The organism is Methylocaldum marinum (assembly GCF_003584645.1).
Taxonomy (GTDB): domain Bacteria; phylum Pseudomonadota; class Gammaproteobacteria; order Methylococcales; family Methylococcaceae; genus Methylocaldum; species Methylocaldum marinum.
The window spans coordinates 6,066,156-6,088,916 of sequence record NZ_AP017928.1; the positions used below are offsets into that span (position 1 = coordinate 6,066,156).

The 22,761-nt window shown below is 57.2% G+C and carries 20 protein-coding genes and 2 pseudogenes; 11 read left to right on the forward strand and 11 right to left on the reverse strand.

What is annotated here, in order from left to right; translation table 11 throughout:
• The first annotated feature begins 46 nt into the window (after positions 1 to 46).
• The 7 genes from sS8_RS27345 (at position 47) to sS8_RS27380 (ending at position 11,135) form a co-directional block, all read left to right on the forward strand.
• On the forward strand, positions 47 to 2,263 hold the full coding sequence (locus tag sS8_RS27345) for a bi-domain-containing oxidoreductase (RefSeq protein ID WP_119632526.1): 2,217 nt from the start codon (positions 47 to 49) through the stop codon (positions 2,261 to 2,263).
• 178 nt (positions 2,264 to 2,441) lie between these two features.
• Positions 2,442 to 3,071, forward strand: a complete 630-nt coding sequence (locus sS8_RS27350; protein ID WP_119632527.1) for a methyltransferase domain-containing protein — start codon at positions 2,442 to 2,444, stop codon at positions 3,069 to 3,071.
• A 47-nt stretch (positions 3,072 to 3,118) separates the two neighbouring features.
• Complete coding sequence (locus sS8_RS27355) at positions 3,119 to 4,408, forward strand: lipopolysaccharide biosynthesis protein (protein ID WP_170161293.1); 1,290 nt, start codon at positions 3,119 to 3,121, stop codon at positions 4,406 to 4,408.
• 128 nt (positions 4,409 to 4,536) lie between these two features.
• Positions 4,537 to 6,444 (forward strand): alginate lyase family protein, encoded by a 1,908-nt coding sequence (locus sS8_RS27360; protein WP_119632529.1) that lies wholly within the window; start codon positions 4,537 to 4,539, stop codon positions 6,442 to 6,444.
• A gap of 303 nt (positions 6,445 to 6,747) precedes the next feature.
• Positions 6,748 to 7,677, forward strand: coding sequence for a hypothetical protein (locus sS8_RS27365; protein WP_232020464.1), 930 nt, complete (start codon positions 6,748 to 6,750; stop codon positions 7,675 to 7,677).
• A 497-nt stretch (positions 7,678 to 8,174) separates the two neighbouring features.
• Complete coding sequence (locus sS8_RS27370; RefSeq protein ID WP_170161294.1) at positions 8,175 to 8,930, forward strand: WecB/TagA/CpsF family glycosyltransferase; 756 nt, start codon at positions 8,175 to 8,177, stop codon at positions 8,928 to 8,930.
• A 579-nt stretch (positions 8,931 to 9,509) separates the two neighbouring features.
• Positions 9,510 to 11,135 carry an MraY family glycosyltransferase gene (locus tag sS8_RS27380; RefSeq protein ID WP_119632533.1) on the forward strand — a complete coding sequence of 542 codons (1,626 nt, stop codon included), beginning with the start codon at positions 9,510 to 9,512 and terminating at the stop codon, positions 11,133 to 11,135.
• 409 nt (positions 11,136 to 11,544) lie between these two features.
• Here sS8_RS27380 and sS8_RS27385 read toward each other — a convergent pair whose 3' ends face one another.
• Both sS8_RS27385 and sS8_RS27390 read right to left on the reverse strand, forming a co-directional pair.
• On the reverse strand, positions 11,545 to 12,000 hold the full coding sequence (locus sS8_RS27385) for a cupin domain-containing protein (RefSeq protein ID WP_119632534.1): 456 nt from the start codon (positions 11,998 to 12,000) through the stop codon (positions 11,545 to 11,547).
• A gap of 99 nt (positions 12,001 to 12,099) precedes the next feature.
• Positions 12,100 to 12,489, reverse strand: a complete 390-nt coding sequence (locus sS8_RS27390; protein ID WP_145986694.1) for a hypothetical protein — start codon at positions 12,487 to 12,489, stop codon at positions 12,100 to 12,102.
• 273 nt (positions 12,490 to 12,762) lie between these two features.
• On the opposite strand from sS8_RS27390, the gene sS8_RS27395 reads away from it, so the two are divergent.
• Entirely contained in the window at positions 12,763 to 13,986 is a 1,224-nt protein-coding gene (locus tag sS8_RS27395) for an IS256 family transposase (protein ID WP_119632013.1), read from the forward strand.
• A 360-nt stretch (positions 13,987 to 14,346) separates the two neighbouring features.
• Here the strand turns inward: sS8_RS27395 and ltrA are convergent, their stop codons facing one another.
• The 5 genes and pseudogenes from ltrA to sS8_RS30115 all read right to left on the reverse strand — a co-directional run.
• Complete coding sequence (gene ltrA, locus sS8_RS27400) at positions 14,347 to 15,672, reverse strand: group II intron reverse transcriptase/maturase (RefSeq protein ID WP_119632536.1); 1,326 nt, start codon at positions 15,670 to 15,672, stop codon at positions 14,347 to 14,349.
• A 648-nt stretch (positions 15,673 to 16,320) separates the two neighbouring features.
• Complete coding sequence (locus sS8_RS27405) at positions 16,321 to 16,806, reverse strand: VOC family protein (RefSeq protein WP_119632537.1); 486 nt, start codon at positions 16,804 to 16,806, stop codon at positions 16,321 to 16,323.
• Between the two features lie 185 nt (positions 16,807 to 16,991).
• On the reverse strand, positions 16,992 to 17,309 hold the full coding sequence (locus sS8_RS27410; RefSeq protein WP_197716647.1) for a hypothetical protein: 318 nt from the start codon (positions 17,307 to 17,309) through the stop codon (positions 16,992 to 16,994).
• A gap of 817 nt (positions 17,310 to 18,126) precedes the next feature.
• A complete protein-coding gene (locus tag sS8_RS27420; RefSeq protein ID WP_119632539.1) occupies positions 18,127 to 18,567 on the reverse strand; it encodes a DUF4260 domain-containing protein in 441 nt (146 codons plus the stop codon).
• A 455-nt stretch (positions 18,568 to 19,022) separates the two neighbouring features.
• Positions 19,023 to 19,373 (reverse strand): annotated as a pseudogene (locus tag sS8_RS30115) (penicillin-binding transpeptidase domain-containing protein); the annotation flags it as partial.
• A gap of 158 nt (positions 19,374 to 19,531) precedes the next feature.
• Here sS8_RS30115 and sS8_RS27430 point away from each other — a divergent pair.
• The 3 genes and pseudogenes from sS8_RS27430 to sS8_RS27440 all read left to right on the forward strand — a co-directional run.
• Positions 19,532 to 19,732: pseudogene (locus sS8_RS27430) on the forward strand (ISNCY family transposase); the annotation flags it as partial.
• Positions 19,710 to 19,949, forward strand: a complete 240-nt coding sequence (locus tag sS8_RS27435) for a helix-turn-helix domain-containing protein (protein ID WP_170161295.1) — start codon at positions 19,710 to 19,712, stop codon at positions 19,947 to 19,949. The pseudogene sS8_RS27430 and the gene sS8_RS27435, both read left to right, overlap by 23 nt.
• Positions 19,950 to 20,057: 108 nt before the next feature.
• Entirely contained in the window at positions 20,058 to 20,531 is a 474-nt protein-coding gene (locus tag sS8_RS27440) for a transposase (RefSeq protein WP_269461525.1), read from the forward strand.
• A gap of 149 nt (positions 20,532 to 20,680) precedes the next feature.
• On the opposite strand, the gene sS8_RS27445 is transcribed toward sS8_RS27440, so the two are convergent.
• The 4 genes from sS8_RS27445 to sS8_RS27460 all read right to left on the reverse strand — a co-directional run bounded on the left by sS8_RS27445 (position 20,681) and on the right by sS8_RS27460 (position 22,727).
• Positions 20,681 to 21,061, reverse strand: a complete 381-nt coding sequence (locus sS8_RS27445; RefSeq protein ID WP_170161296.1) for a DUF2195 family protein — start codon at positions 21,059 to 21,061, stop codon at positions 20,681 to 20,683.
• Between the two features lie 90 nt (positions 21,062 to 21,151).
• Complete coding sequence (locus sS8_RS28440) at positions 21,152 to 21,328, reverse strand: hypothetical protein (protein WP_170161297.1); 177 nt, start codon at positions 21,326 to 21,328, stop codon at positions 21,152 to 21,154.
• A gap of 308 nt (positions 21,329 to 21,636) precedes the next feature.
• Positions 21,637 to 22,194, reverse strand: a complete 558-nt coding sequence (locus sS8_RS27455) for a hypothetical protein (protein WP_119632544.1) — start codon at positions 22,192 to 22,194, stop codon at positions 21,637 to 21,639.
• Positions 22,179 to 22,727 carry a hypothetical protein gene (locus sS8_RS27460; protein ID WP_145986695.1) on the reverse strand — a complete coding sequence of 183 codons (549 nt, stop codon included), beginning with the start codon at positions 22,725 to 22,727 and terminating at the stop codon, positions 22,179 to 22,181. Before sS8_RS27460 ends, sS8_RS27455 begins: the two co-directional genes overlap by 16 nt.
• Positions 22,728 to 22,761: the final 34 nt, after the last annotated feature.

A 22,761-nucleotide genomic window follows, 5' to 3' on the forward strand; every position in this document is an offset into this window, starting at 1 on the left:
GGCATCGGGATAGCGGATTGCCTACCGAAGGAGACAGGTCAAGGGAATGAGGCAACTGACGCAGAAACTCAAGGACGGGTCCATGGGTGTTATCGAGGTGCCGCCGCCACGGCTTTCACCGGGTAGGGTGCTGGTCCGCAATCATTTTTCGTTGATCAGCGCCGGGACCGAAGGCAGCACGGTGAATGCCGCCCGAAAAAGTCTCTTGGGCAAGGCCAGGGAACGGCCCCAACAGGTCCGGCAAGTTCTCGAGACGCTCCGGCGCCAAGGCCCGACACAAACTTACCGGGCGGTGATGAAAAAGCTCGACGCCCATTCTCCGCTGGGTTACAGCAGTGCCGGTGAAGTCATCGGGGTCGGTTCGGGCGTTCGCGGGCTGGCTGTGGGCGATTTCGTCGCCTGTGGCGGCGCAGGCTATGCCAACCACGCGGAAATCGTTTCGGTTCCCGCCAATCTGTGCGTGAAGCTGCCGGCCGGGGCCGATTTGGCCTGTGCGGCTTACAACACCCTCGGAGCGATCGCCCTGCAAGGCATTCGCCAGGCGGATTTGCATCTTGGCGAAACCTGTGTCGTCATCGGCTTGGGACTTTTGGGGCAACTCACGGCGCTTATGCTCAGAGCGTCCGGGGTTAAGGTCGTGGGGCTGGACATCAATCCCCGAATGGTGGAGATGTCTGGGAGGCACTGCGCGGATTTGGCATTCGACAGCAATACGCCGGGCCTGCCGAAGATCGTCGAAGAGGCCTCGGGTGGGGTAGGGGCCGATGCGGTCATCATTGCCGCCGCCACGCATAGCCTCGAGCCGATCAATCTTGCCGGACGCCTGCTGAGAAAGCGGGGTACGGTCGTCGTGGTGGGCGCCGTGCCGACCGGATTCGACCGGGAGCCGTATTTCTACCGCAAGGAACTCGTGCTGAAGATGTCTTGTTCCTACGGACCCGGCCGTTACGATCCGGACTACGAGGAAAAAGGCCTGGACTACCCGGCGGGCTACGTCAGATGGACCGAGAACCGCAATATGAGAGCCTTTCAGGAGATGCTGCATTCCGGCCGTATCGACACGTCCTATCTGTCAACGCACCGCTTCAGGTTGAACGATGCGCCGGCCGCCTACGATTTGATCCTGAACCGTACCGAGGACTTCCTCGGCATTCTGCTGGAATACGACGCGGCGGGCGCCGATCTCGAAACACGCGTCGAGATTGCCGGTCGTCGCCGCCGGAGAGAGCTTAAGTCCGGCGCGGGAGTTTCCTTCATCGGTGCGGGCAGTTACGCCATGAGCCATCTTTTGCCGAACGTGGCGGATTGCGACGGGGTTTCCCTGATGGGCGTCGTAACATCTACCGGAACCAGTTCACGAACCGTAGCGGAGAAGTACGGCTTTCGATTCTGTTCGGCAGACGAGCGTGATGTTCTCGATCACGAGGATACCGACACGGTGTTCATCGCTACCCGCCATGACAGCCACGCCGAGTTCGTGCTCAAGGCGCTGGAAGAGTCCAAGCATGTTTTCGTTGAAAAGCCGTTGTGTCTGACGTTCGAAGAGCGCAACGCGATCAGGGAGACCTACGAGCGGGTGCAGAAAAGCCTGACGCAACCTTTGCTGATGGTTGGATTCAACCGGCGCTACGCCCCGCTTGCCGTGCGTTTGAAACAGGCGCTGGGAAGCGGTCCGATGTGTTTGATGTATCGGATCAACGCGGGATCGGTTCCGGCGGAAAGCTGGATTCAGGACCCGGAACTCGGCGGCGGCCGAATCATCGGTGAAGTTTGCCATTTCGTTGATCTAATGATCTATCTGACGGAATCCTTGCCGGAAACGGTCTATGCGGCCCTCATGGGCGACCCGGCGGAGACGGAAGATACGGTCGGCATCACGCTGTCCTTCGCCGGCGGCTCGATGGGCGTGATTCTCTATTGCGCCAATGGTGCCGGTAGCGTGGCCAAGGAATATCTCGAGGCGTATCGTGCCGGAATTACCGGAATATTGCGCGACTTCAGGGAGTTGGAGATTCATGGCTCCGGCAGGATGAAACGGGAGCGGCTGCTCAATCAGGACAAGGGGCAGAAGGAAATGGTCCGCCAGTTCGTATCGGCGACCTTGGGGAAAGAGGGCCGAGTGATCCCGTTTCGGGAGATTCTGGCGAGCACCGACACGAGCCTTGCCGTGAAGGAGTCGCTGCGAAAGCGGAGCGTCGTCCGGCTCCGCGACACGCCTACGGATGTCTCAGCGTGCGCGGGGCAGTTCTCCGCTCAAAAATGAGCGGTCGCCGGCGGCAGCAGCGCCTTGTTCCAGCCGTTTTCGCCTTAAGGAAGCGCTGATTAAGTCTCCCATTCGGAGAAGCGACCTGTGCAACTGATTGATCCAAACAGGCCCTCACCCTGCCGATTTGTCCCGGAGGGGGAGGGCTTATTGAGAGTTTCCTTAAGGGATTGCCGCGATGACTAGCCACAGCCAAGTGCCACCGCAACACTACAATTTTGAAAGCTACGTCACGCCCGCCCGGTGGAACTCGTACTGGCACCAAATCAGGGAGGTTGTTGCCGCGAAGCCGAATGACGCGCTCTACATCGGGATCGGGGACGACATAGTTCCGACCGTGCTGGAGGCGCGTGGCATCAGGGTGAAGCGATTCGATTTCGATCCGAGCCTTCGCTGCGATTTTACCGGAGACGTGCGGGAAATCGCTTCGACCGTGCCGGTCGAAAGTGCGGATGTCGTCGTGTGTTGCCAAGTTCTCGAACATCTGCCGTACGAAGAATTCGAAGAGACGCTGAAAGGGATTTTCCGGATTGCCAGAAAGCGCGTCGTGCTAAGTCTTCCCTACGCTCATGTGACGCTTGCGGCTTTGCGGATGAAATTGCCGAAGACGCCGCGGATCTCGCTCAATGTGAGTGTGCCTTGCTTTTGGCGAGATTGGAAATTCGACGGACAGCATTATTGGGAAATAGGCACGAGGTTCTATTCAAGGAGGCGAGTTGAGAATGCCATATCCAGGGTGGGGCGTGTCGCCTGCAAATTTTTCGCCAGCGACAACAAGTATCATCTCTTCTACATCTTGGAGAAATGAATATTTCCGCTGAATGAACATTCTCTTCGCACAGTGACGGAATGGAAATGCTCCGGGCCTGGCGCCGGAAACTGCAGTCGCATTTCGATGCTTCGTCCCGCTTCAAGAAGAACTTTCTCAGAGTCGCTTCGGCGAGCGTGTTCGCCCAGGCTCTGCCGATATTGGCGTCTCCGATCATGACGCGCTTGTATTCGCCGCACGACTTCGGCGTGCTCGCCCTGTTCGTCGCTCTATTGGGCGTGAGCGTCGCCATGGCCACCATGCGGTTCGACTGGTTGCTCGCCGCGGCCCACACGCGGAAAGCGGCCGCCCACATCGTAGTCCTCGGTGTTCTTTTTGTTGTGCTGGCTTGCTTGGCTTTTGTAGGGATTTGCTTCTTCGGTCTCTATCACGAAGTCGCCTTCGTCGACTGGCATACGCTCGATCGCTTTATCTGGCTGATGCCTGTCGCGGTCCTCGGGAGCGGCCTCCAGACTCTGCTTTCGGGCTGGTTCATTCGCGCGGCCCACCTTACCCCGGTCGCGCGGGCACGGATCCGGCAGAGCCTGGCCGTGGTCGCACTCGGTCTGATCGGCGGCGTTCATGCGCTGGGCGCGCTGGGTCTGATTGCGGCCACGGTGCTTGGCACCTTCATCGGTGTCGGCGGCCTCTTTCGGAGTGCCCGGAATGACCTGGCACTCGGCCTCGCGCATATCCGTACGCTTTCTCTATTCGCCAAAGCCCGATCGATCCGGCGGCGCATGCTGGTTTCGGGAGCCACCGGCATCATCAATGTGAGCGGCCTGCTGCTGCCCGCCATCATGATTTCTCACTACTTTTCCGCGGTCGAACTGGGCTGGTACGCACTCATGCAGCGTCTCGCCACCGGGCCGGTAGGCACCGTCACCGGGGCGGTGGGACAAAGCTTCTGGGGCGAGGCGCGGAGCCTGTCCCATACCGATACCAGGGCACTGCAAACGCTTTTCGAGCGAACCTCGAGCCGGCTCGCACTGCTCAGCATTCCCGTCGCTGCGGCATGCCTCGCGGGACCATGGTACGTGGGTCCGATTTTCGGACGAGAGGAATGGCAGGGCGCGGGCAAGGTTCTCGCCGCCCTGACACCTTTTGTCGTTGCCCAGATCATCGCAGCGCCCTTGTCTTCGGTCATTACCATCAAACGCCACGAAAAATGGCTGTTTTTCTGGGATCTGACCAGAACGCTATTCGTTATCGCTGTGTTCTCGGTAGGCGGATACTACGGGATCGGACTCACGACCGCGGTGCTCTGGTATGCCATCGGGATGGCGGTGATGTACGCCCTTCTTTTCTGCAAAACGCGGCGGATCATCTGTGCTTAATTCCTCCGGCATGCCAGCCAACATAATCGTGGGATGGGTAGAGTTAAGCGAAACCCATCGATGGCGGGTTAGGCCCTGGTCGCCGCTTTCGGTGTTTGTTTCATTTATACATACCGCCTGGCAAAGCTATGGAAAGCTTAATCTGGTACGCAAAACGGCTAACCGTCATGAGCGGGGCGGATATCATTCATCGGTTACGCGAGTTATGGACGCTGAGGCGCTTGTGGCGGGAGCATCGCCATGGAAAGCGATTTCCGAACCGTCTCGACCCGGCCGCGTTCTCGTTCTGCCTATCGTCCGGTCGGCAACTGCCCGATCTTCCCTTTGTCTTTCATCCCGGCTCTTCGGAAACCGAGCGTTTGCTCGACGGGGCTTGGCCGGCATTGGGATTTCGCTGGGCCTGGGCGCCCGAGGCGGACATCTGGCGCATCGCTCCCGATACCGGCCGTTTTTGGCCGCGAAGTTTCTTCGGATCGGTCCCGTATCGGCAGAGCAATCCCTACGGCGATGCGCGCGTGGTGTGGGAACCCGCCCGCTTGCAGCAGCTGGTGAGTCTGGCGCTGCTGGCGCGGGCGGACGAGCACCGGTCGCGGGAAGCGGTTGCCCTGCTGGAGGCCGTGCTGGATTCCTGGGTGAGGGAGAATCCGCCCTTGACCGGGATTCATTACGTCTCGTCCATGGAATGCGCCTTGCGCCTGATCGCCGCCTGCCATGCCGTGGATCTCGCGAGGAACCGATTGACGACACCGCGGCAGACCTGGCACAACCTGTTGGCGCTGGTTTCGTCGCATGCGCCGCTGATCGCGCAAAGACCATCGCTGCATTCCTCGGCCGGCAATCACACCATCGCAGAGGCAGCGGGGCTGGTTTATGCCGGGGTTCTGTTCCCGGAGCTGCCGCGGGCTCCGCGATGGCTGGCGCGCGGCCTTAGGCTCTTGCAGCACGAGGCCGCGCGCCAGGTGCTTCCGGACGGAGGCGGATTAGAGCAGGCGTTTTGGTATCAACTCTTCGTCGTCGATTTGCTCGGATTGGTGCATGCCTTGCTCGCTCACCGCGGACAGCCGGTACCCATCGCCCTGGCCGATGCCGTTCGCCGCGGACGCCGCTTTCTGAATGCGCTGGCCCTCGGGCCCGACGACTTGCCCCGCGTGGGGGACTGCGACGACGGCTACGCCCTATCGCGCCATCTTCGCATCAGCTGGAACGAGCCGGTGCCGGAGGAGAATCCGGCGACCTTTCCGCACGCGGGTTACACGGTGGTCAGGGGGCGGGGCGAACGGCCGGTCCGATTGATTTTCGATCACGGTCCGCTCGGTATGCCGCCGGCCCACGGGCATGCCCACGCCGATGCATTATCGGTTCATGTGACGGTCGGCGGCCGCGAGCTTCTGATCGATCCCAACACCTATACCTACACCGGCGATCCGGATTGGCGTCGCTGGTTTCGCAGCACCGCCGCCCATAATACGGTGCGTGTCGACGGCCGGGATCAGGCGAAACAGGAAACGCCGTTCCAATGGTCGAACGGTAGCGTGGCCCGCCTGATGACGTCTCGCCGGGACGAGCGTGGAAGAATACTGCTGCTGGGTCGGCACGACGGATACCGCCGCTTGGGGGTGGCTCACTGGCGGGCGGTTGCATTCGACGGATCCGGCCATGTGTTGATCCGGGACTATTTGACGGGGCGCGGATGCCATGTCGCCGAACTGATCTGGCATGTCGGCGTCGAAACGTCGCCCACGGAAACCGGTTTCCTCCTGGGCGGCCAAGCCCGCCTGGATATTGCTTGCGGCGACGTGACCCTGCATCGCGGCGAGAAAGATCCTATCCTCGGCTGGCAATCGCCCCGCTACGGCATCCTGAAAACTGCGAATACCATTCGGGTTCGCTATACCGGCGAATTTCCGCACCAATTTCGCACCGCACTTTCCCTTAACGGCGCGCGCACCGAGGAAATGGTCGCCTTGGACTCGTTCCTTGACCGCCTGATCGATCAGCTGAACGTGCCATTTCTGTTTGATCTTGCTCGATATTAAAAAATTAGAAAGTTCTACTTGATTGCCTCGGCCATAAGACATAATCTGGCATGACAAGGATAAATAAGGAAACTCTTATAGAGAGGTTGCAATGCAGGGAAGCGCATATTTGGCATGCGAAGAAGCCATGTATTATCCATCGAATGAATGATAGGTCGGGGTATGAAAGAGAAATGCCTTATTTCAAGGCTCTATTCCGTGGTGCCGGCGCTTATTTTGGCGCACGGAGTTTCAAACGCGATGCCCGGTATGGCGATGCCGGGTAATGGTGATGGTCCAGGGGCTACGCCCGTATCAAAGAGCATGGGCGAGGCGCTCAACTCGGAAGGCGCAGACTTCGAGATCACATACAGCGCTGACGGCAAGACCGCGGTGTTCGTCTCGACCCGCGCGGGCAGCATAGAGTCCCCGGGAACTCCCTACAATTTCGACATCTGGATGTCGCACTTCGTGGATGGCGCCTGGCAGACGCCCGTCCACTTGGGGCCGGACATCGATCCTACTGTGGGTCCGAACATCAACACGTCTGCCTGGGAGCTGGAGCCCAGTCTATCCGATGACGGAAACGCTCTTTACTTCACGCGGTACGAGGAACCGGGCAATCTGTCCACCGCTGACCTCTACGTCGCCCGGAAAGTCGACGGCGTCTGGCAGCCGGCCAGAAACTGGAACGATGTTCCCGAGCTGCCCCATATCAATACGCCGACCGGGGAGGAGCACTGCCCGATCATTGCCTCCGACAGTCTGATTTACTTCAGCTACCAACAGCCTGGCGTAACGCAGGACAGCGACATCTGGAAGGTCGAGAAGAAGCACGGCGTCTGGCAGAAGCCGGAAAGCCTGGGTCCGAGAATCAATTCGCCGTACCGCGACCATCTGCACTGGACCGGACTATCGAAGGACGGCAAAGCCATAATCGTTACCAGCACGCGGCCTGATCTCGGCTCGCGGGGCGGACATGACGAGTGGATCTCATACCAGAATCCGAAGGGGGAATGGCAGGAACCGTTGAACCTCGGTGACACCATCAATACCGCAGGCGAAGATATGTGCTGGACATTCACGCCCGACGGCAAGAAATTCACCGGCGGCTGGGGACCTCAGGGCACTTACGATCTGGGTATCAGGTGGGTCGACAAAGACGATGTGCCCCTGCTGAAGAACTTCGACCCGATCGGCCCGCCGCCCAACCTGCTCGCCAACAGTAAAACGGAGCAGACGAATATCAAGTGACGGCAGCGGGATCGATCGAGAGCCGGCTTTTTCCATTCGTCATTCGAATGAGCATTAATCAAATGGGTAGAGCGAAGCGAAACCCATCGATGGTGGGTTAGCCCTCGCTAACTCACCCTACAAAAAATTAAGGAAGCTCTGAATTAGCTTCTTAATTCCTTGTCGAAAGCGATTCGGAATTACCTTAGCGGCGCGGCCTCGAAGACGGCGAAGGAACGGTGGTGTGCCTGTGAAACGGAGAGAGTCCGCACGGATTCTCTCCGTTTGCTTTTTGGGGACATCCGCTTTGCCTTGGCCGGTCAGTCTCCGATTTGCACCCCTCATCGCCTGAAAGCGTTACTCAAGCGACTTATCCGGCACGAAAATGGTACGTAGTATTACTGCGAGCTCCGACCGTTTAGCCGCTTCTGGTGTCGATATCTATGAGCGCCGGTAAGTCGGGCGCAGTTCGGGTTTGGTGGTTGTCGAGCTTCGGTGCTCGGCAAGGAAGGGATTCCATGGATAACGAGAGAATCGATATTTTCGGCGTCCCGGTCGACGTGGTCGATTTTCCCCGGTCGCTGGCGACCGTCGACGAGCTGTTGCGAGGCGACGGCGTCGGTGTCATCGCGGCGGTCAATCCGGAAAAAATCATGCGCGCCCGCGAGGATTCACGGTTGCTGCAGGCCTTGAGGAGCGCCAAGCTGCTCATCCCCGACGGGATCGGCGTAGTCTGGGCGACGCGTTGGTTGGGCCTGGGGCGCCCGAGCCGGGTTCCGGGAGCCGATTTGATGCCGGCAATCTGCGAGATGGGCGCGGCCCAAGGTAGAAAAGTGTTTCTGTTCGGGGCGAGCCCGGAGGTGAACGGGAAGGTAGCCCGGATTCTTCCCGAGCGGTATCCGGGACTTCACATCGCCGGCCGCCAGCACGGCTATGTCCGCGAACCCGACATGTCGAAGCTCGTGGCCGATATCAATGCTTCACAGGCCGAGATCCTCTTCGTCGCACTAGGCAGTCCCCGGCAGGAATTCTGGATGACGCAGCACGTGCGGGAGCTTTCGGTGAAAGTGTGTCAAGGCGTGGGCGGGAGCTTCGACGTCATCGCCGGAAAGGTTCGGCGAGCTCCGCTGTTGCTCAGGCGCATGCATCTCGAATGGTTTTATCGGCTCGCCCGCGAGCCTCGAAGACTCGGGCGTCAATCCGAATTGCCCAGATTCGCCTGGTGCGTGATCCGTGCGAAGTGGGCGAATCGTTCGAGTCCGGCGATGAACTGAAGGGCTTTGCCGAATTGTACAAAGGATTTTGGGCGTGCGGCAGCTCAAACCTCGGAAAGTTTGCTTTTTGTGGTAGCGCGGTTTCCGGAACTTCTTTTCGGGAACCGGTCGAACCGGCGAACCTTGGCCGCCGGGAGAGGGACGAGGGAACCAGTGAGTCCGAATACCGTGCATAAAGAAAGTAAAGCCCTATTCGAATCGCCTTTACCCCAACCCAATCACGCCGCACATTCCCTGCGCGGAGCTGCAAGCGGAGCCCGCGCGTGCACCGGTTCGCCGGGAGCGAACGGGAACGTGCGAAGCACGGCCCGAAGGGCGAGCCTCAGGGATGAGGCGAGTAAATCGGCCTCGCCACGCCACGCTGTCCCGCTTCGCGCGCGAGGCCGGGGCAGCCCATCCCGGGCCTGCCCGTTCGTCGCGTTGCGCCTCGCCCTGCCGATTTGTCCCGGAGGAACAGGGAGCTCTTGTGGCTTTACTTTCTTGACTATTAGTAGCATGGGAACAAATCGAAACTGAGCGGGTGTTGCGGCAGTTTGCCGTTGATCTCACTGCAAGGGACGTGCGGGGGCGCCTCGGTTTATGGTTCATTTTTTCGTTTTTCTCACCGCCCTGTGTGTTTCCATGGTCTTGGTCGCGGCTTTCATGCGGGCGGCGCCGATTCTGAAGTTCGTCGACCTGCCGGACGGGCGCAAGGTTCATCGCACGGCGATTCCGCGGACGGGCGGAATCGGCATGGTCCTGGGCGCCGTCGCGTCGGTCCTGGCCTGGATCGATCTGAGCCGAAGCACCGAGATGTTTCTGCTCGGTATCAGCGTGATTACTGCCTTCGGCTTGTGGGACGATCGCTTCGATCTCGATTACCGGGTCAAATTCGCCGGCCAACTTCTGGCAGTTTCCGTGGTGGTCGGGCTGGGTGGAGTGGTGATCGAACGACTGCCCGGCCTCGAAAGCCGGGAAATACCCGGCTTTATCGCGTATCCTTTGACCGTATTTTTTCTTCTCGGAACCACTAACGCGACCAATCTATCGGACGGTCTGGACGGCCTTGCCGCCGGTCTGAGCCTCTTGAGCCTCCTCTGTATCGTGTCCTTGGCCGATCTCGCCGAAGGCGACGAACTCGTGTTTACGAGCTTGGCCATCGCCGGCGCTACCCTCGGCTTTCTTCGCTACAACACCCATCCCGCGATGGTGTTCATGGGGGATACCGGCAGCCAGTTTCTTGGTTTCAGCCTGGGCGTGCTGGCCCTGACGCTCACCGAACAGGTGAATACTGCCTTGTCGCCGGGACTTGCCCTGCCCATCCTGGGGCTGCCCATCATCGATACTCTGATGGTGATGGGACAGCGGATAGCGGAGGGCCGATCTCCGTTCAAACCGGACAAATGCCATGTTCACCACAAGCTTCTCGCCCTGGGATTCGACCAGTACGAGGCCGTGCTGGCAATCTATGCCGTGCAATCCTTGTTCGTGGTATCCGCTTACCTGTTCCGGTATGAGTCCCATTGGCTGCTCGGGTCGCTGTATGTCGGTCTGAGCGCGGTGATCCTTCTGTTTTATCCGCTTGCCGAAAAACACCGATGGCGGCTGCACCGCGGTACGCATACGGTCCGGGCCTCGCCGCTGACAGTCTTTTTGAAGAATGCGCGCAACCGGGCGAGATTGGATGAAACTTCGAACCGAGTGCTATGCCTGCTGATTTCAGGATTTCTGATCTTGGGGAGCGTCATATCCGGGGAGCTGGTTCCGGATGTTGGTTGGCTGGTCGCCGCCAGCCTGGCGGCATGGCTGGGTTCTCGGGCGTTCCGGCTGCCGGCCGCGGGATGGATAGAGCGGTTCGCGATCTACACCTGCGTGATCCTGGTAATCTACTCGATCGAGCTTTCCGGCCTGAGGGAACGGCCCCTCTGGCAACTCGGACTCAAATATTATTTCCCGGTCCTGGCTGCCATCATCGCGGTCGGCGTGCGGTTTTCGCGGCCTTATCAATTTGCCGTGACGCCGTCCGATTTCCTGGTCGTGTTCATCTTGCTGGCGGCCGCCAAGCTGCCGGTTTTCGACCCGGTGAACTATGCCAAGCTGGCGATTCAGTCGGCCGTGGTGCTTTACGGCGTGGAGTTCGTGCTGAGACGGCCTGGTGCCTGGAGCCTCGCACTATCGATCGGCGCCATGGCGGCCTTCGTGATCATGGGGCTCAAGATGTTTTAGTCCGGGACAGATTATCAGCCCCTTTCAGAAACAGCTGAGAACCTGCGTTCTAGGGTGGTTTCCACGTGGCCCGGAACACGGAATTCAAAAAGAAGTTGGCTACCCAATGGCTCGACTCTTTGTCATAGGCAGACACATCCGGAATCTCCGCCTGCGTGAACGAAGAAGCATTCAGCGCGATAAATTTTGTCGATTACGTAGTTGGGGAACTGCGCCATTGTTTTACGCGTAACGCCGGTTCAAGGACGTGTTAGCTTTTGTCATCGAATTCCAACTCGTAGTACGGCCCGTCTTCCCCAACACCTTCTTTGGTTATTCGCCACTTGTGCGAATGGAGGAGGAAAGCGCGCCATGATTTTCTGTTGAGCATTTGAGCCTTGCAGGCCGACCGATATTTAGAACCGCGGGGCTAACCATACGGCGTGCCGTCTTTGCGAACGAATCTTCCATCGGAGTTCGCGCTTTTCATGTCGATGTCTGAGCACGTTGTGAGATCATCTGGATGGCGCGAACCAATTTCCAGATAGATCGCGACTGCTGTGGAATGGTTGATCAAGTGATGACCACTGCGTCTACCTTTTGGAAACGCAGCGCACTCGCCGGCCCGCAGCAGAGTTCTTCCTTGATCTTCAATGAGCGTGACTTCGCCTTCGAGTACATAGACGAACTCGTCTTCGTGACTATGCCAATGCCGTTGGCTCGACCATGCACCGGGAGGCAGCGTCATCAGGTTGACCCCGAAGTCCTCGAGCCCACCTGCGTCACCCAGCCTTCGCCGAGTGCGCGTCGCGCACGGCTCATCGAATGGACTGGGGTATCCCGAGCCTTTCTTTATGGGTACCGCCGCGATGTCGATTTTCGGCATGGACGTGAACTCCGTGTGGCTAACGGCGAAGTCCAGCGGCGGACGGACAGCGTAGCTGACTGACCGTCCGCTGGATCGAAATGTTGGAGGTCTTAGCCTTCACTCACCGCCCTCCACCTCATTGCAATACAAACTCGAACGACTCGGATTGTCGACGACCGCTTCCAAGGCCGGAGCCTTGCCTTCAGCAGATTGGGCGGATGGTGCGAACACGCTTCCGAATCGACGCTTAAGAGTCTTTCGAGCTTTAGCAAGCGGAACATCAAAGACAATTGCATGAAGGTCCCACGTGCCGGGAATAATGATTTCCGATACAGGAAGACCGAAGAGAGAGTCCTTCACCTTGAAGTAGTAGAGGCCATTGTCTTCTTTGTATGGCGTTAACCCTCTCTCGGCGAGGTAGGGATGAACCTTTTGCTGTGGATCCCATGGCGCGTAGTAGAAGCCTTTGAACTCGCACTTTCGGAAACCAGCGAACGCTTCCTCCAAAGTAGCAGGGTTTGCGAACAAGGGGGCCGCGGACAAGAGGAAACAAACGAGAGGCGGACGGCAGTGGACACGCAAGATTTCTAACGCAGAGCTAACCGGGCGTGGCACGGAAGGAAACCTGAAAAATCAAAACCATATTATAACCGTGCTTCGCTTGAGCGCCATATTAGGCCCAGCTACCTCACAGGCGTGCGTATTCCAGGATCTCTTGGGAGGGTGTAAAAAGAACTGTGTAACTGGTTTGTAAAATCAGCCAGAAAAAGAGACTAAAACATGACCAGTGACACAGCCAAACAAGACGCCTTATTGGATGAATTGCTCAAAGGCTATACGAATCCGAAAGACATTCTGGGGGAACACGGCTTGCTCAAGCAGCTGACCCGGCGTCTGGTGGAACGGGCGTTGGAGGCGGAGATGACCGCCCATTTGGGCTATGCCCCCCATGCGCCGGAAGGGCGCGGCAGCGGTAATTCTCGCAACGGCAAGTCGGCGAAGACGATTCAAACGGAAACCGGACCCTTGGCGATTGAGGTCCCGCGGGATCGCAACGGAGACTTCGAGCCGCAACTGGTTTCCAAGCGCCAACGCCGGCTCGAAGGATTTGATGAGAAGGTTTTGGCGCTGTATGCGCGGGGCTTATCCACCCGTGGTATTCAGGGGCATCTGGAAGAACTGTATGGCGTGGAAGTCTCGCCGACGCTCATCTCCAACGTTACCGAATCGGTGTTGGCGGACGTGAAGGCATGGCAGAGCCGGCCCTTGGCGTCGGTGTATCCGATCCTGTATTTCGACGCTTTGATCGTCAAATCACGCGAAGCGGGACCGGTCAAGAACAAGGCGGTCTATCTCGCTTTGGGCGTCAATCTGCAAGGCGAAAAGGAGCGGCTGGGCCTTTGGATCGCGGACACAGAAGGCGCCAAGTTCTGGCTGTCGGTCTTTACCGAGTTGAAGAACCGAGGCGTTCAGGATGGCTTTATCGCCTGTGTCGACGGCCTCAAGGGACTGCCGGAAGCGATTGAAACCGTGTTTCCCAACATCCAGGTCCAACGGTGTATCGTCCATAAGGTGCGCCACAGCCTGCAGTATGTCACCTGGAAGGAGCGCAAGGCGGTGGCGAAAGACCTGCGGGCGATTTATGGCGCCGCGACCTTGACCGAGGCCGAAGCTGCCCTGGCGCGGTTTGCGGACACCTGGGACGCGAAGTACCCAGCCATCAGCCAAAGCTGGCGGGCGGATTGGACGCGCTTGACTGTGTTTTTCGATTATCCGCCGGAGATCCGCAAAGTGCTGTATACCACCAACGCGATCGAATCACTCAACTTCAGCCTGCGCAAGCTGCTCAAGACCCGCGGCGCGTTTCCGAACGATGAGGCGATTCTGAAAGTCCTGTATCTGGGACTGCAGCGGATCGAGAAGAAATGGACCATGCCGATCCAGGATTGGAAACGGGCGTTGAACCACTTCGTGATCCTCTTTGGTAATCGAGTTACCCTATGAACTAACCCCAGTTACACAGTTAACTTGACACCCCCCTGTTTTTTGGGATCGGCTGGGTTGCGGATGGATGGCAGCTCTTTGGCCTTATTCTCGATTGAAATTTGGTCTCCCTCGCCGAAATGCAGCGTGAGCAGAGGTTTAGCACGAGAAATCGCATCACTTGCGCATGAGGGCGTCTCTGCTGCATAGCCCGCGCAGGGTCCGATTAGAAGAATGAGAAGGGCAACTTGTCGAATCATATGGTCTGACACCTCTCGCGGTAGGAACGCCCGTTACCGGGCGCCCCCCGCACAGACCCGGACGTGCGGTTTTCCCGCATCCGGTTCCTCGGTTGTACTCGCCTTCGCGACGAGCGCGTTGTTATACAAAGGCCACAGGCTCGCGCCGCCTCTCGGTTGTCCGGGGCAAAGCCACCTTTAACTTCTCCAGCGCTGCGCTGAACTGAGCCCAGTTAAAGCTGCTCCGCTTCCCACCCCGACGATTGAGCCACTTGAAGGCACACTGAATCGTCCCGGTGTAGAAACTGTTCAGCGACTGCTCATTGCTCCGCAGCCCGAAGTCGTTGTAGTGTCCCACCAACTTACGGTTCAGCTCCAGTACAAACTGGCGACCGCGTAGGTGGCGGTTGGCCCTGATCCACTCTTTCATCCGTCGCTTGGCGCTTTGCAGTTTCTTTCGCGCCGTGCGCTTCATGACCCGCAGCTCACCTCGCCAGTCCGGGCGCCAGTACAGCTCGAAGCCAAGGAACGCGAAGCGGCGAGGGAGTCCGGGGTGAAAGCGGCTGAAACGGAGGATGCGGGTCTTCTCCGGGGCCACCTGCAACCCAAACTTATGCAGGCGCTTCGGCAGCACTCGGTAGAACCGCTCGGCATCATGCGGATACTGGAAGGCGCAGACAAAGTCATCCGCGTAGCGGATGAGAATGACCTGACCGCCGCAACGTGGCTTGACCCTGCGCTCGAACCAAAGATCCAAGGCATAGTGCAAGTAGACGTTGGCCCGTATCGGCGACACGATGCCGCCTTGCGGGGTCCCGGTCACCGGGTGCAGTACCTGCCCGTCGGTGTCCAGTATGCCCGCCTTCAGCCATTTACGGATGAGGTTGAGAAAAGCCCGGTCGTCGATCCGCAGGCTCAACATTTCCAGTCGCCAGTCGTGATCGATGGTGTCGAAGAAGCCTTTGATGTCGGCCTCCACCCCGTGTCCAATCTTGCCGTATTGAAGGTTGAACCCGAGATCGCCAACCGCATCCTTGGCCCCTCGCCCGGGACGGTAGCCATAACTGACGGGCAGGAAGTCCTGCTCGTAGATGGCGCCCAACAGCTTGGCGCAGGCGAGCTGCACCCACTGGTCTTCCAGAGCGGGGATCCCCAGCGGGCGTTCGCCGCCGTTTTCCTTGGGGATGTAGCAGCGTCGGACCCGTTTGGCCCGGTAGCGTTTTGTCTTCAGTCGCTCCGCCAGTGACTCGATGCTGGCGGTGAGGTCCTGCTCGTACGCCTGTCCCGTTACATCGTCCACGCCACTGGCCGCTCGCTTGTTCAGGTCGCGCCAGCAGCGGTGGAGTAACGGGCCATCCAGGCACCGGTAGAGGTCCCGAACACGGTGGTCTTTGCAGGTCTGCGCCCGCCGTGCTATTCCCCGCAGTGAGGTTTGCTCGTGTTGTTCCAGTCCGACTGTGTCCGGCATGAGTTTCCTTTGTGGGCTACGTACTTCCGTCAGGTCCTTTCCCATGTACACGGCTTTCCCGTGCTCAGAGTACTCTGCCTGATAAGACACCCCAGGGGCTCCTAGCCGCCTCGCAGCGACCCACCTGGCATGGTCCGTTTCTTCCCCTCGTTTAGGCTTCGGTCTAACCCTGTTTCCGGGTTTCCCCTTCGTGCCTCAACAGCCGCATGCCTTGCGAGCGGACAGACCACCCCAGGTGCCTCTCCGGGGCTTCCCGAGTTCTACGACGTATCTCTTCCTGCATGCCACGGCCTGAGGACTCCGCCGGATCTCCACACCCTCGCCATATACGGGTGCTTCTGTGTTGCCTTCGGTGCACGTTAAGACCCTCGGCATCCGGATTGAGCTTTTCGAAGCTGTACCCGCACTTCAGGGGGCGCGACCACCCCTACGGCCTACAGGATTCTCTGTCTACGCTTATCCTGCCTTGTTCGTGCCTCCGCACTCCGCCGCAAGTCCAAGACTCGATTCGGGCGGGTGGCTAGCCCTTACCCGACGGGGACTTCCACCCGGCAAGATACGCCGAGCTTTGCTCGGCGCGATAACGTTACGATCCAGCGGCGACGCGGCGCGCCGTCCGATGCAACCGGTTGTTGGACCGCCGGCATCTCAGCCGCGGCGCGCCGCCTCGATCGTGGCGATGTCAATCTTTCGCATCGTCATCATCGCATCGAACGCGCGCTTAGCGGCAGCGGAATCAGGATCGGTGATCGCTTCCGTCAGGGCCAGCGGCGTGATCTGCCAGGACAATCCCCACTTGTCCTTGCACCAGCCGCAGGCACTCTCTTGGCCGCCATTGCCGACAATCGCGTTCCAGTAGCGATCCGTTTCGGCCTGGTCAACGGTCGCGACCTGAAACGAGAACGCTTCGTTGTGCTTGAACGCAGGACCTCCGTTGAGCCCGAGACAAGGAATGCCCATCACGGTGAACAAGACCGTCAACACATCGCCTTCCTTCCCGGACGGAAAGTCCCCCGGTGCGCGGTGCACAGCATCGACGGAGGAGTCTGGAAATGTAGCGGCGTAAAACCGTGCCGCATCCTCGGCGTCACCATCGTACCAAAGGCAGATCGTATTTTTTGCGATCTTTGTCATGACACTTCTCCGTTGAAATTGAGTTTGTTTGGATCACCCACGCCCGGCTTCACTGCGCTTCGCGTTGGCCGTCTAACGACGAAAGTAACCTGCCGCCTCGCGAGGCGGCAGACTAGAGCGACGACGGTTTCCGGCGGTGCGTAGTTAGGGCTGGCGGCCAAAACTGCCTGTATTTTCATAGTCGCTTACCCGGATAAGATGTACTGAATGGCTTGAAGCTTCTCTGCACTCAGACCATGTAGGTCTTTTTCATCGATCCACTTCTCGCCCAGTAACCTGGCAAATACAAAGATGAGTTGCGAATAGCGGTAATCGTATTTTTCATCAATCGCTCTTTGTTGCTTGGTAAGGTAGTCGTGAACCGCCCAAAGGTCTTCGGGTTTTTCCACCTTCGCGGCCATATCTTTGAACCTGGCCATGATTGAAGCGCATTCCTTCTCGAGCGCTTTATCAAAGGCTCGCCTTGCGACTTTTTTCTCCGAATCAGACCACTTGAAGTTCATGATTACGTAATCCTAAGTTGAGCCCTAACGGCTCGGCTCAGGCGACCGCAAAAGCGGCTGCACCAACGCGTGAAAGAACACAGAAGCGGTGTCGCTTTTGCGGGGCGCTTGGAGCCGATGGTCAGGCACGCGTTTAGTCTCACTAAAGATTTTTTGTCAGGACAACAAAAGGAACATATTTTCAGCGGCAAACCCGTTTGGTTGGCGTACATAAGAGCCTCGGGATACCTACTATGCATCTGATAATGTTTCTGTTCATCGACGTGTTCTCCGCCTCTTTTCCGTAGCTGTCCGCATCCGATGTGATGAATTGAGACATGACGATTCCACTGGTTTTCGTAAGTTTCAAAGGCCACGTTTCCTCGCACCTTCCCTATTGCTATGAGTGGTAACAATCGAATGGTGGGTGTCCTCTCTACTCCTCGCCGGTTAGCTCTCGGGGTCGTACTGGAACTCGCGGAGTTCCTGCGAACAGCGGCAAGCTTCAGCGATCTTCGCGGCCTACCGGATGGCGGCTTCGCGCGACGGAAGTTCCAGGACACAGAAGCCGCCGTCGAATTCCTTGGTCCGCGGATAGGTCCCGCGCGTGACGGTGCGTCGGCGGCGACCATCAGCGGTTCGACCGCTTCGTTGATACCACCGCCGAACACGTAGACGCCGGCATTCTTCGCCTCGCGAATGACGGCGTGCGCAGCTTCGCCGACGGCGGCCAAGTCCTTGTCGGCGATGTTCATCGCCGGCCCAGGGAAGGAGATCAGGGACTTCGTCATCGTTCAGTCCTCCGGGTGACGTCGGTATTGGTTGTAAGGCCTAACGTTCAAATTGAAGGGCGCGCCGTTTTTGGCGCGTCCCCCTCGAATGCAGGGGGCGGAGCGGGCCTGGCAAACCGACCGATAATGCCGAGATGGGTAAAACCAAACCCCACTGAATATTTGAGCCCGTAACCAAGAGCACGGTCAAAGCCAATGTGGGCGCACCATATGACACCCGCACATGAAAGCACGGGGGCAGGGAGGAGGAACCCTACGAGAAGACAGGCAATCGCGCCGATATACGAGTGTGCGGCATTGTAGGTTATGGCACCAACCCGTGACCCAGCGAGATAACCTAGAAACGAAACGTCCGGAGTGAGAAAGAAAAATGCAAACGTACCCCAGCTAAAGCCCAATTTGGAGTAAGCAAGCACCGCTGCGAGGAGAACACACAGCCCCTCGAGTCGAAGCATTAAACGTACAGCACCTGTAGTTTCACCAGACATTTGATCTCCTTGCTTAGCGCCTAACGCCGAAGCTCACCCGGAGCGGTACGCGGTCGGGTGAAGCACCGATTTAGGCCCTGAACTCTCACAGCATCCCCAGCGCTTCAAGGCTTGCTTTTCCAATCGCAACACGTTTGCTTGCGTCGGATGCCTCCTGAATGTCGATCGCTGCGAGACATGGAGCGAGTGAGCGAGCGAGTCGAGTAGTCCCCGGAAGCCCGAGCGCCGGGTGTGAGACCGAAGGTCGACGCGATAGCGGCGGTCGGAGGTCTCACACAAGGCATCGCGACCGGGCGTCGAGTCATCTGCGAGCGGTGTCCGGACCCCTTGTTGGGTCCGGACCAGACGAGCGGGGACGGCCGGGGCGCCGAAGGCAATAACTCGTCGCCAATTTTTTGCTCCTTTTGGTGACTTGGAGGTCCCAAAAGGTTTCGCAAAAAATGGCGACGCAATCGATTTAATGCAAAGGTATACACGCGATCATCTTTTTGTACCCATCCGACCCACCAGCCAACATCACGGCCAGGCGCATTCTCCCAACCCGTTTTCCCATACAGTTGCCAATTATCGCCTTGCTCTAAATGGACAATCTCTCGAACACTCTCTTGGATATCCTCGCGTATTGGCAGTTTGCCCTGAGCCAGCCTCGCCAGAAATCTGGTCTGCTCGACTGCGCTAATCTTGAGCGGTCCTTTAAGCCAGAACGTATCGACGGTCGCACCTATATCTCCATTTCCATAGCCAAGCTTTGAGACGTTCGCGCGCATCCGCTCTAAGCCAACGCGACGGGCAAGCTCCTGGTAGATAGTGCCTGAACGGAAATCAATTAAAGTCATAACTATCAATGTATTATAATTATTTCGCAGCACGAAGATGTGTTGTTCTGACACCAGTTTTGCCCTATTTCGGGCGAAAATCAGCCTGCAACCACCTCAAAACCAAAATCTTCGTTACCCGAAATCGTATGCGTACCGTCATTCAGCCACAACTCAAATTCGGTGAAACCGATATTGCCGCCATCGTCCTCGATCCCAAATCGCGCGATGACATCCCTCAATTACTGCGTGGACTGCAATACATTTATACCGAGGTCAGCTTGCGTCAGCGGGTATTTGCCATTCTGGAAGAGATGATACCTGACCGTGCGAACGGGCAAGGCAAAGCTGGCGCCACGACCCCATGCCGGGGGTCCTCCGCGCTGCCTGGACGAGACCGACGAGCGGCTGATTCGCCAGTGCCTGGAACAACAGCCCGACCTTACCTTGGACGAACTCCGCGAGACCTTGGCCCAGCAGAACGGCAAGTCGGTCAGCCGGGCAACGCTGGGGCGGGTGGTGCAACGCCTGAACTTGCCCCGAAAAAAAGACTCTTCACGCGACTGAGCATGAGACGGACCGGGTGAAGCAAGCCCGGCAGGACTACCGCGCCGAAGTCGCCGCGTTGCCCGTGGGCTGCCTGCATGTCATCGACGAATCCGGCATTCCCTCGGCCTGACCCGGCGCTACGGCCGAGCCGCTCCAGGGATCCGGGGGGAAGATACGGTGCCGTTCAACCCCGGCCCCCATGTGAGTGTCATCGGTGCCTTGTCCTGTCGGGGCATCGGTGCCGTCATGAGCATTGAGGGCGCAACCGACGGGCCCGTTTTCCTCGCCTATGTCCGGCAGGTGCTGGCCCCGACCTTGGCCGAGGGAGATGTCGTGGTCATGGACAATCTCAGCGCCCACAAGGTGGCGGGGGTCCGCGAGGCGATCGAAGCGAAGGGGGCCAAGGTCCTCTACCTCTCGCCCTACTCGCCCGATTTCTCGCCGATCGAGCCCTGTTGGTCGAAAATCAAGACCGCCTTGCGCGCCGCCAAGGCCCGCACCCGCGAAGCCTTGGATGAGGCTCTCGCCGCCGCTCTGGCAACGATTACCCCTCTCGATGCTCGAAACTGGTTCACCTCTTGTGGTTATGCCCTACACTGACCTGAGAACCACTCTAACGTCTTCCTTTACAATTATGTCGTTCATCGTTTCTCCGATCTCGATTCAAGCAGGCAGCTAACGACCAAGCTCACCCGACAAAAACCGCGTAGCGGTTTGTGGTCGGGTGGAGCGCCTGGTTAGCAACATTGTCAATCGGGCTGCGCACAAGATAACTCAATAACAAGTTTTTTCTTATTGATTAATTTTTTTTCAGCTGAGAGAGGGAGGAGCTTGTGTGACGAAGCGATAAAGCCTACTTTCCCTCCAAGAATGTATGATTTAAAGTCTCCAGAAATAGTGTATACGGTATATGCTCCTAGGGCTGATTTACAGCCACACTCAGAAATAGGCTTGTCAACTTTTAGATCAAACGAAAAAACGGGTATTTCACTATCCTCAGATACTGCAGTATTAGTTACAGTGATACAGGATGAGAGTTGGTTGCTAATATTTATACTACCCGAATCATTCGCCACCGCACACGAAGAAACTAGGAATACAAATATAAACTTATATTTTCGTGCCGCCATTGGTAGCTCTCCCGTTGACATATGAGACCTTGAGTATTAGCGTATTTTTCTTGGTCGTTTTATGATAAGTGCGCAGTAGTGGAAACAGCCTCATTTCAGCTTCGATACATCCATGACTGTAACCTTTAGTTGAATCATGCAAGTAAAACCCACCACGCATAACAGGCGAGCACCGGTTCTTTGTAAACGCATCAGCCGGTTCCATTCGGGCTCTATTTCTACCCCAATTTGCCCAGTATGGTTCACAACTTCCTGCGGCAGCACCACGAGGGATTTCCTGAATTCCCCACGATGGTCTCAGTGCGCAATAGCCTGTACCATCATCTTGTGCAGTACCTTGATTTGAAATAAAAACCTTAGATAACCCCTCTGGGATAGGTCCGCTATCTGGAACACAAGAGTTCTTTGGTAGTTGTGAGCCCGGTAAGCCTGAAGTTGCTTTAAATGTGCCCCTGCCTGGCCACGTAATAACTTGACCATCATATGTCATATCTACAACCATATTTATCTCCTTGTTTAGTTGCTAACGCTTGAATTAAGCCGAGCCGCGTAGCGGCTTCGGCTTGAATGAACTGTTAGCTGCCTGCCCGTGCAGACAGCATGTGAGAAAAGTACTCGCCGTAGGCACCGCGCCCGACAAATGCGGATAGAGGCGGCCCGCCGGGCTGAAGTTTGACGGCCTGGCTGGCAAGAAGGTGACCGACCTCCACCCAGTGTGCCTCGTCTCCTAAGCACCAGGGAAAAAGCTCAGCCATGAGCCCCACGGCAAAACACACTTCCGGATCCGAGCTGCTCGCACCACCAAGCGCTGCAAAGGTCTCTGAGCAGATGCTCGCAGTTTCTTGCTCTGTAGGAAGGCCGGTGAGGAATGGGGGCTCACAGTTGGCGTACCAGCTCAGGAACAGGAGTCGGAGAGCCGTTTCCCGATCCCTTTCACCCGCGGCCCAACGCGCAAGCAGCATTTCAAAGGCTTGACCAAGAACGGGGCTGCCGTTGCGACCCAGATAGCCTTGCTCGGCTTTGTTGATGTCGATGAGCGATGGAACCATGGAGGCAGCTAACGTCAAGCTAAGCGGCGCGGTTTTCAGCGTCCGCTTGAGCTTTTTGTTATGCAGCCTTATCTCAACACCCAAGGCTCACCATCAATTTGATTGATATTTCTCTTAAACATATTCAAAATGAATTTTTTTTGACCATCCTGCTCCCAATCAATATCAAGCGTTGAAATATAATTAATCCAATTACTGTTTTTTGGCCGATTGTGAAACCAAAGAAAATCATTGTTAAATATAATGTTTTTAATTGCTTTTGGATATTTATTTATTCGCTTAAATATTTTTTTATCTTGTGCGGAAGAGTTATAAAAATATAACGACATGAGACCTCCGTAGCAAATATTATTTGCCATAGCCTGATCTTCCGAAAGACAGGCTTTTTCGATAATATCTAATGTAGCACCTAATGACTTATCGGAAGATAAAGAAAGTATAGAACTTTTTCCCTCCTTGAAGTGTTTGTACACTTCAAGGCATGGTTTATTCTTATACTTTATGCAGTTATTTAAGGCGCTTTCTGTATGAGGAAAATCCAAGGCGTATTTAGCGTAGTATATTTTCTCAAATGAAGCCTGAAGTGTAAGTGTTAATTCTTTTTGTTTATTACTCACCAAATTGCAGGACGCAAGAAGTATAAGAATAAAA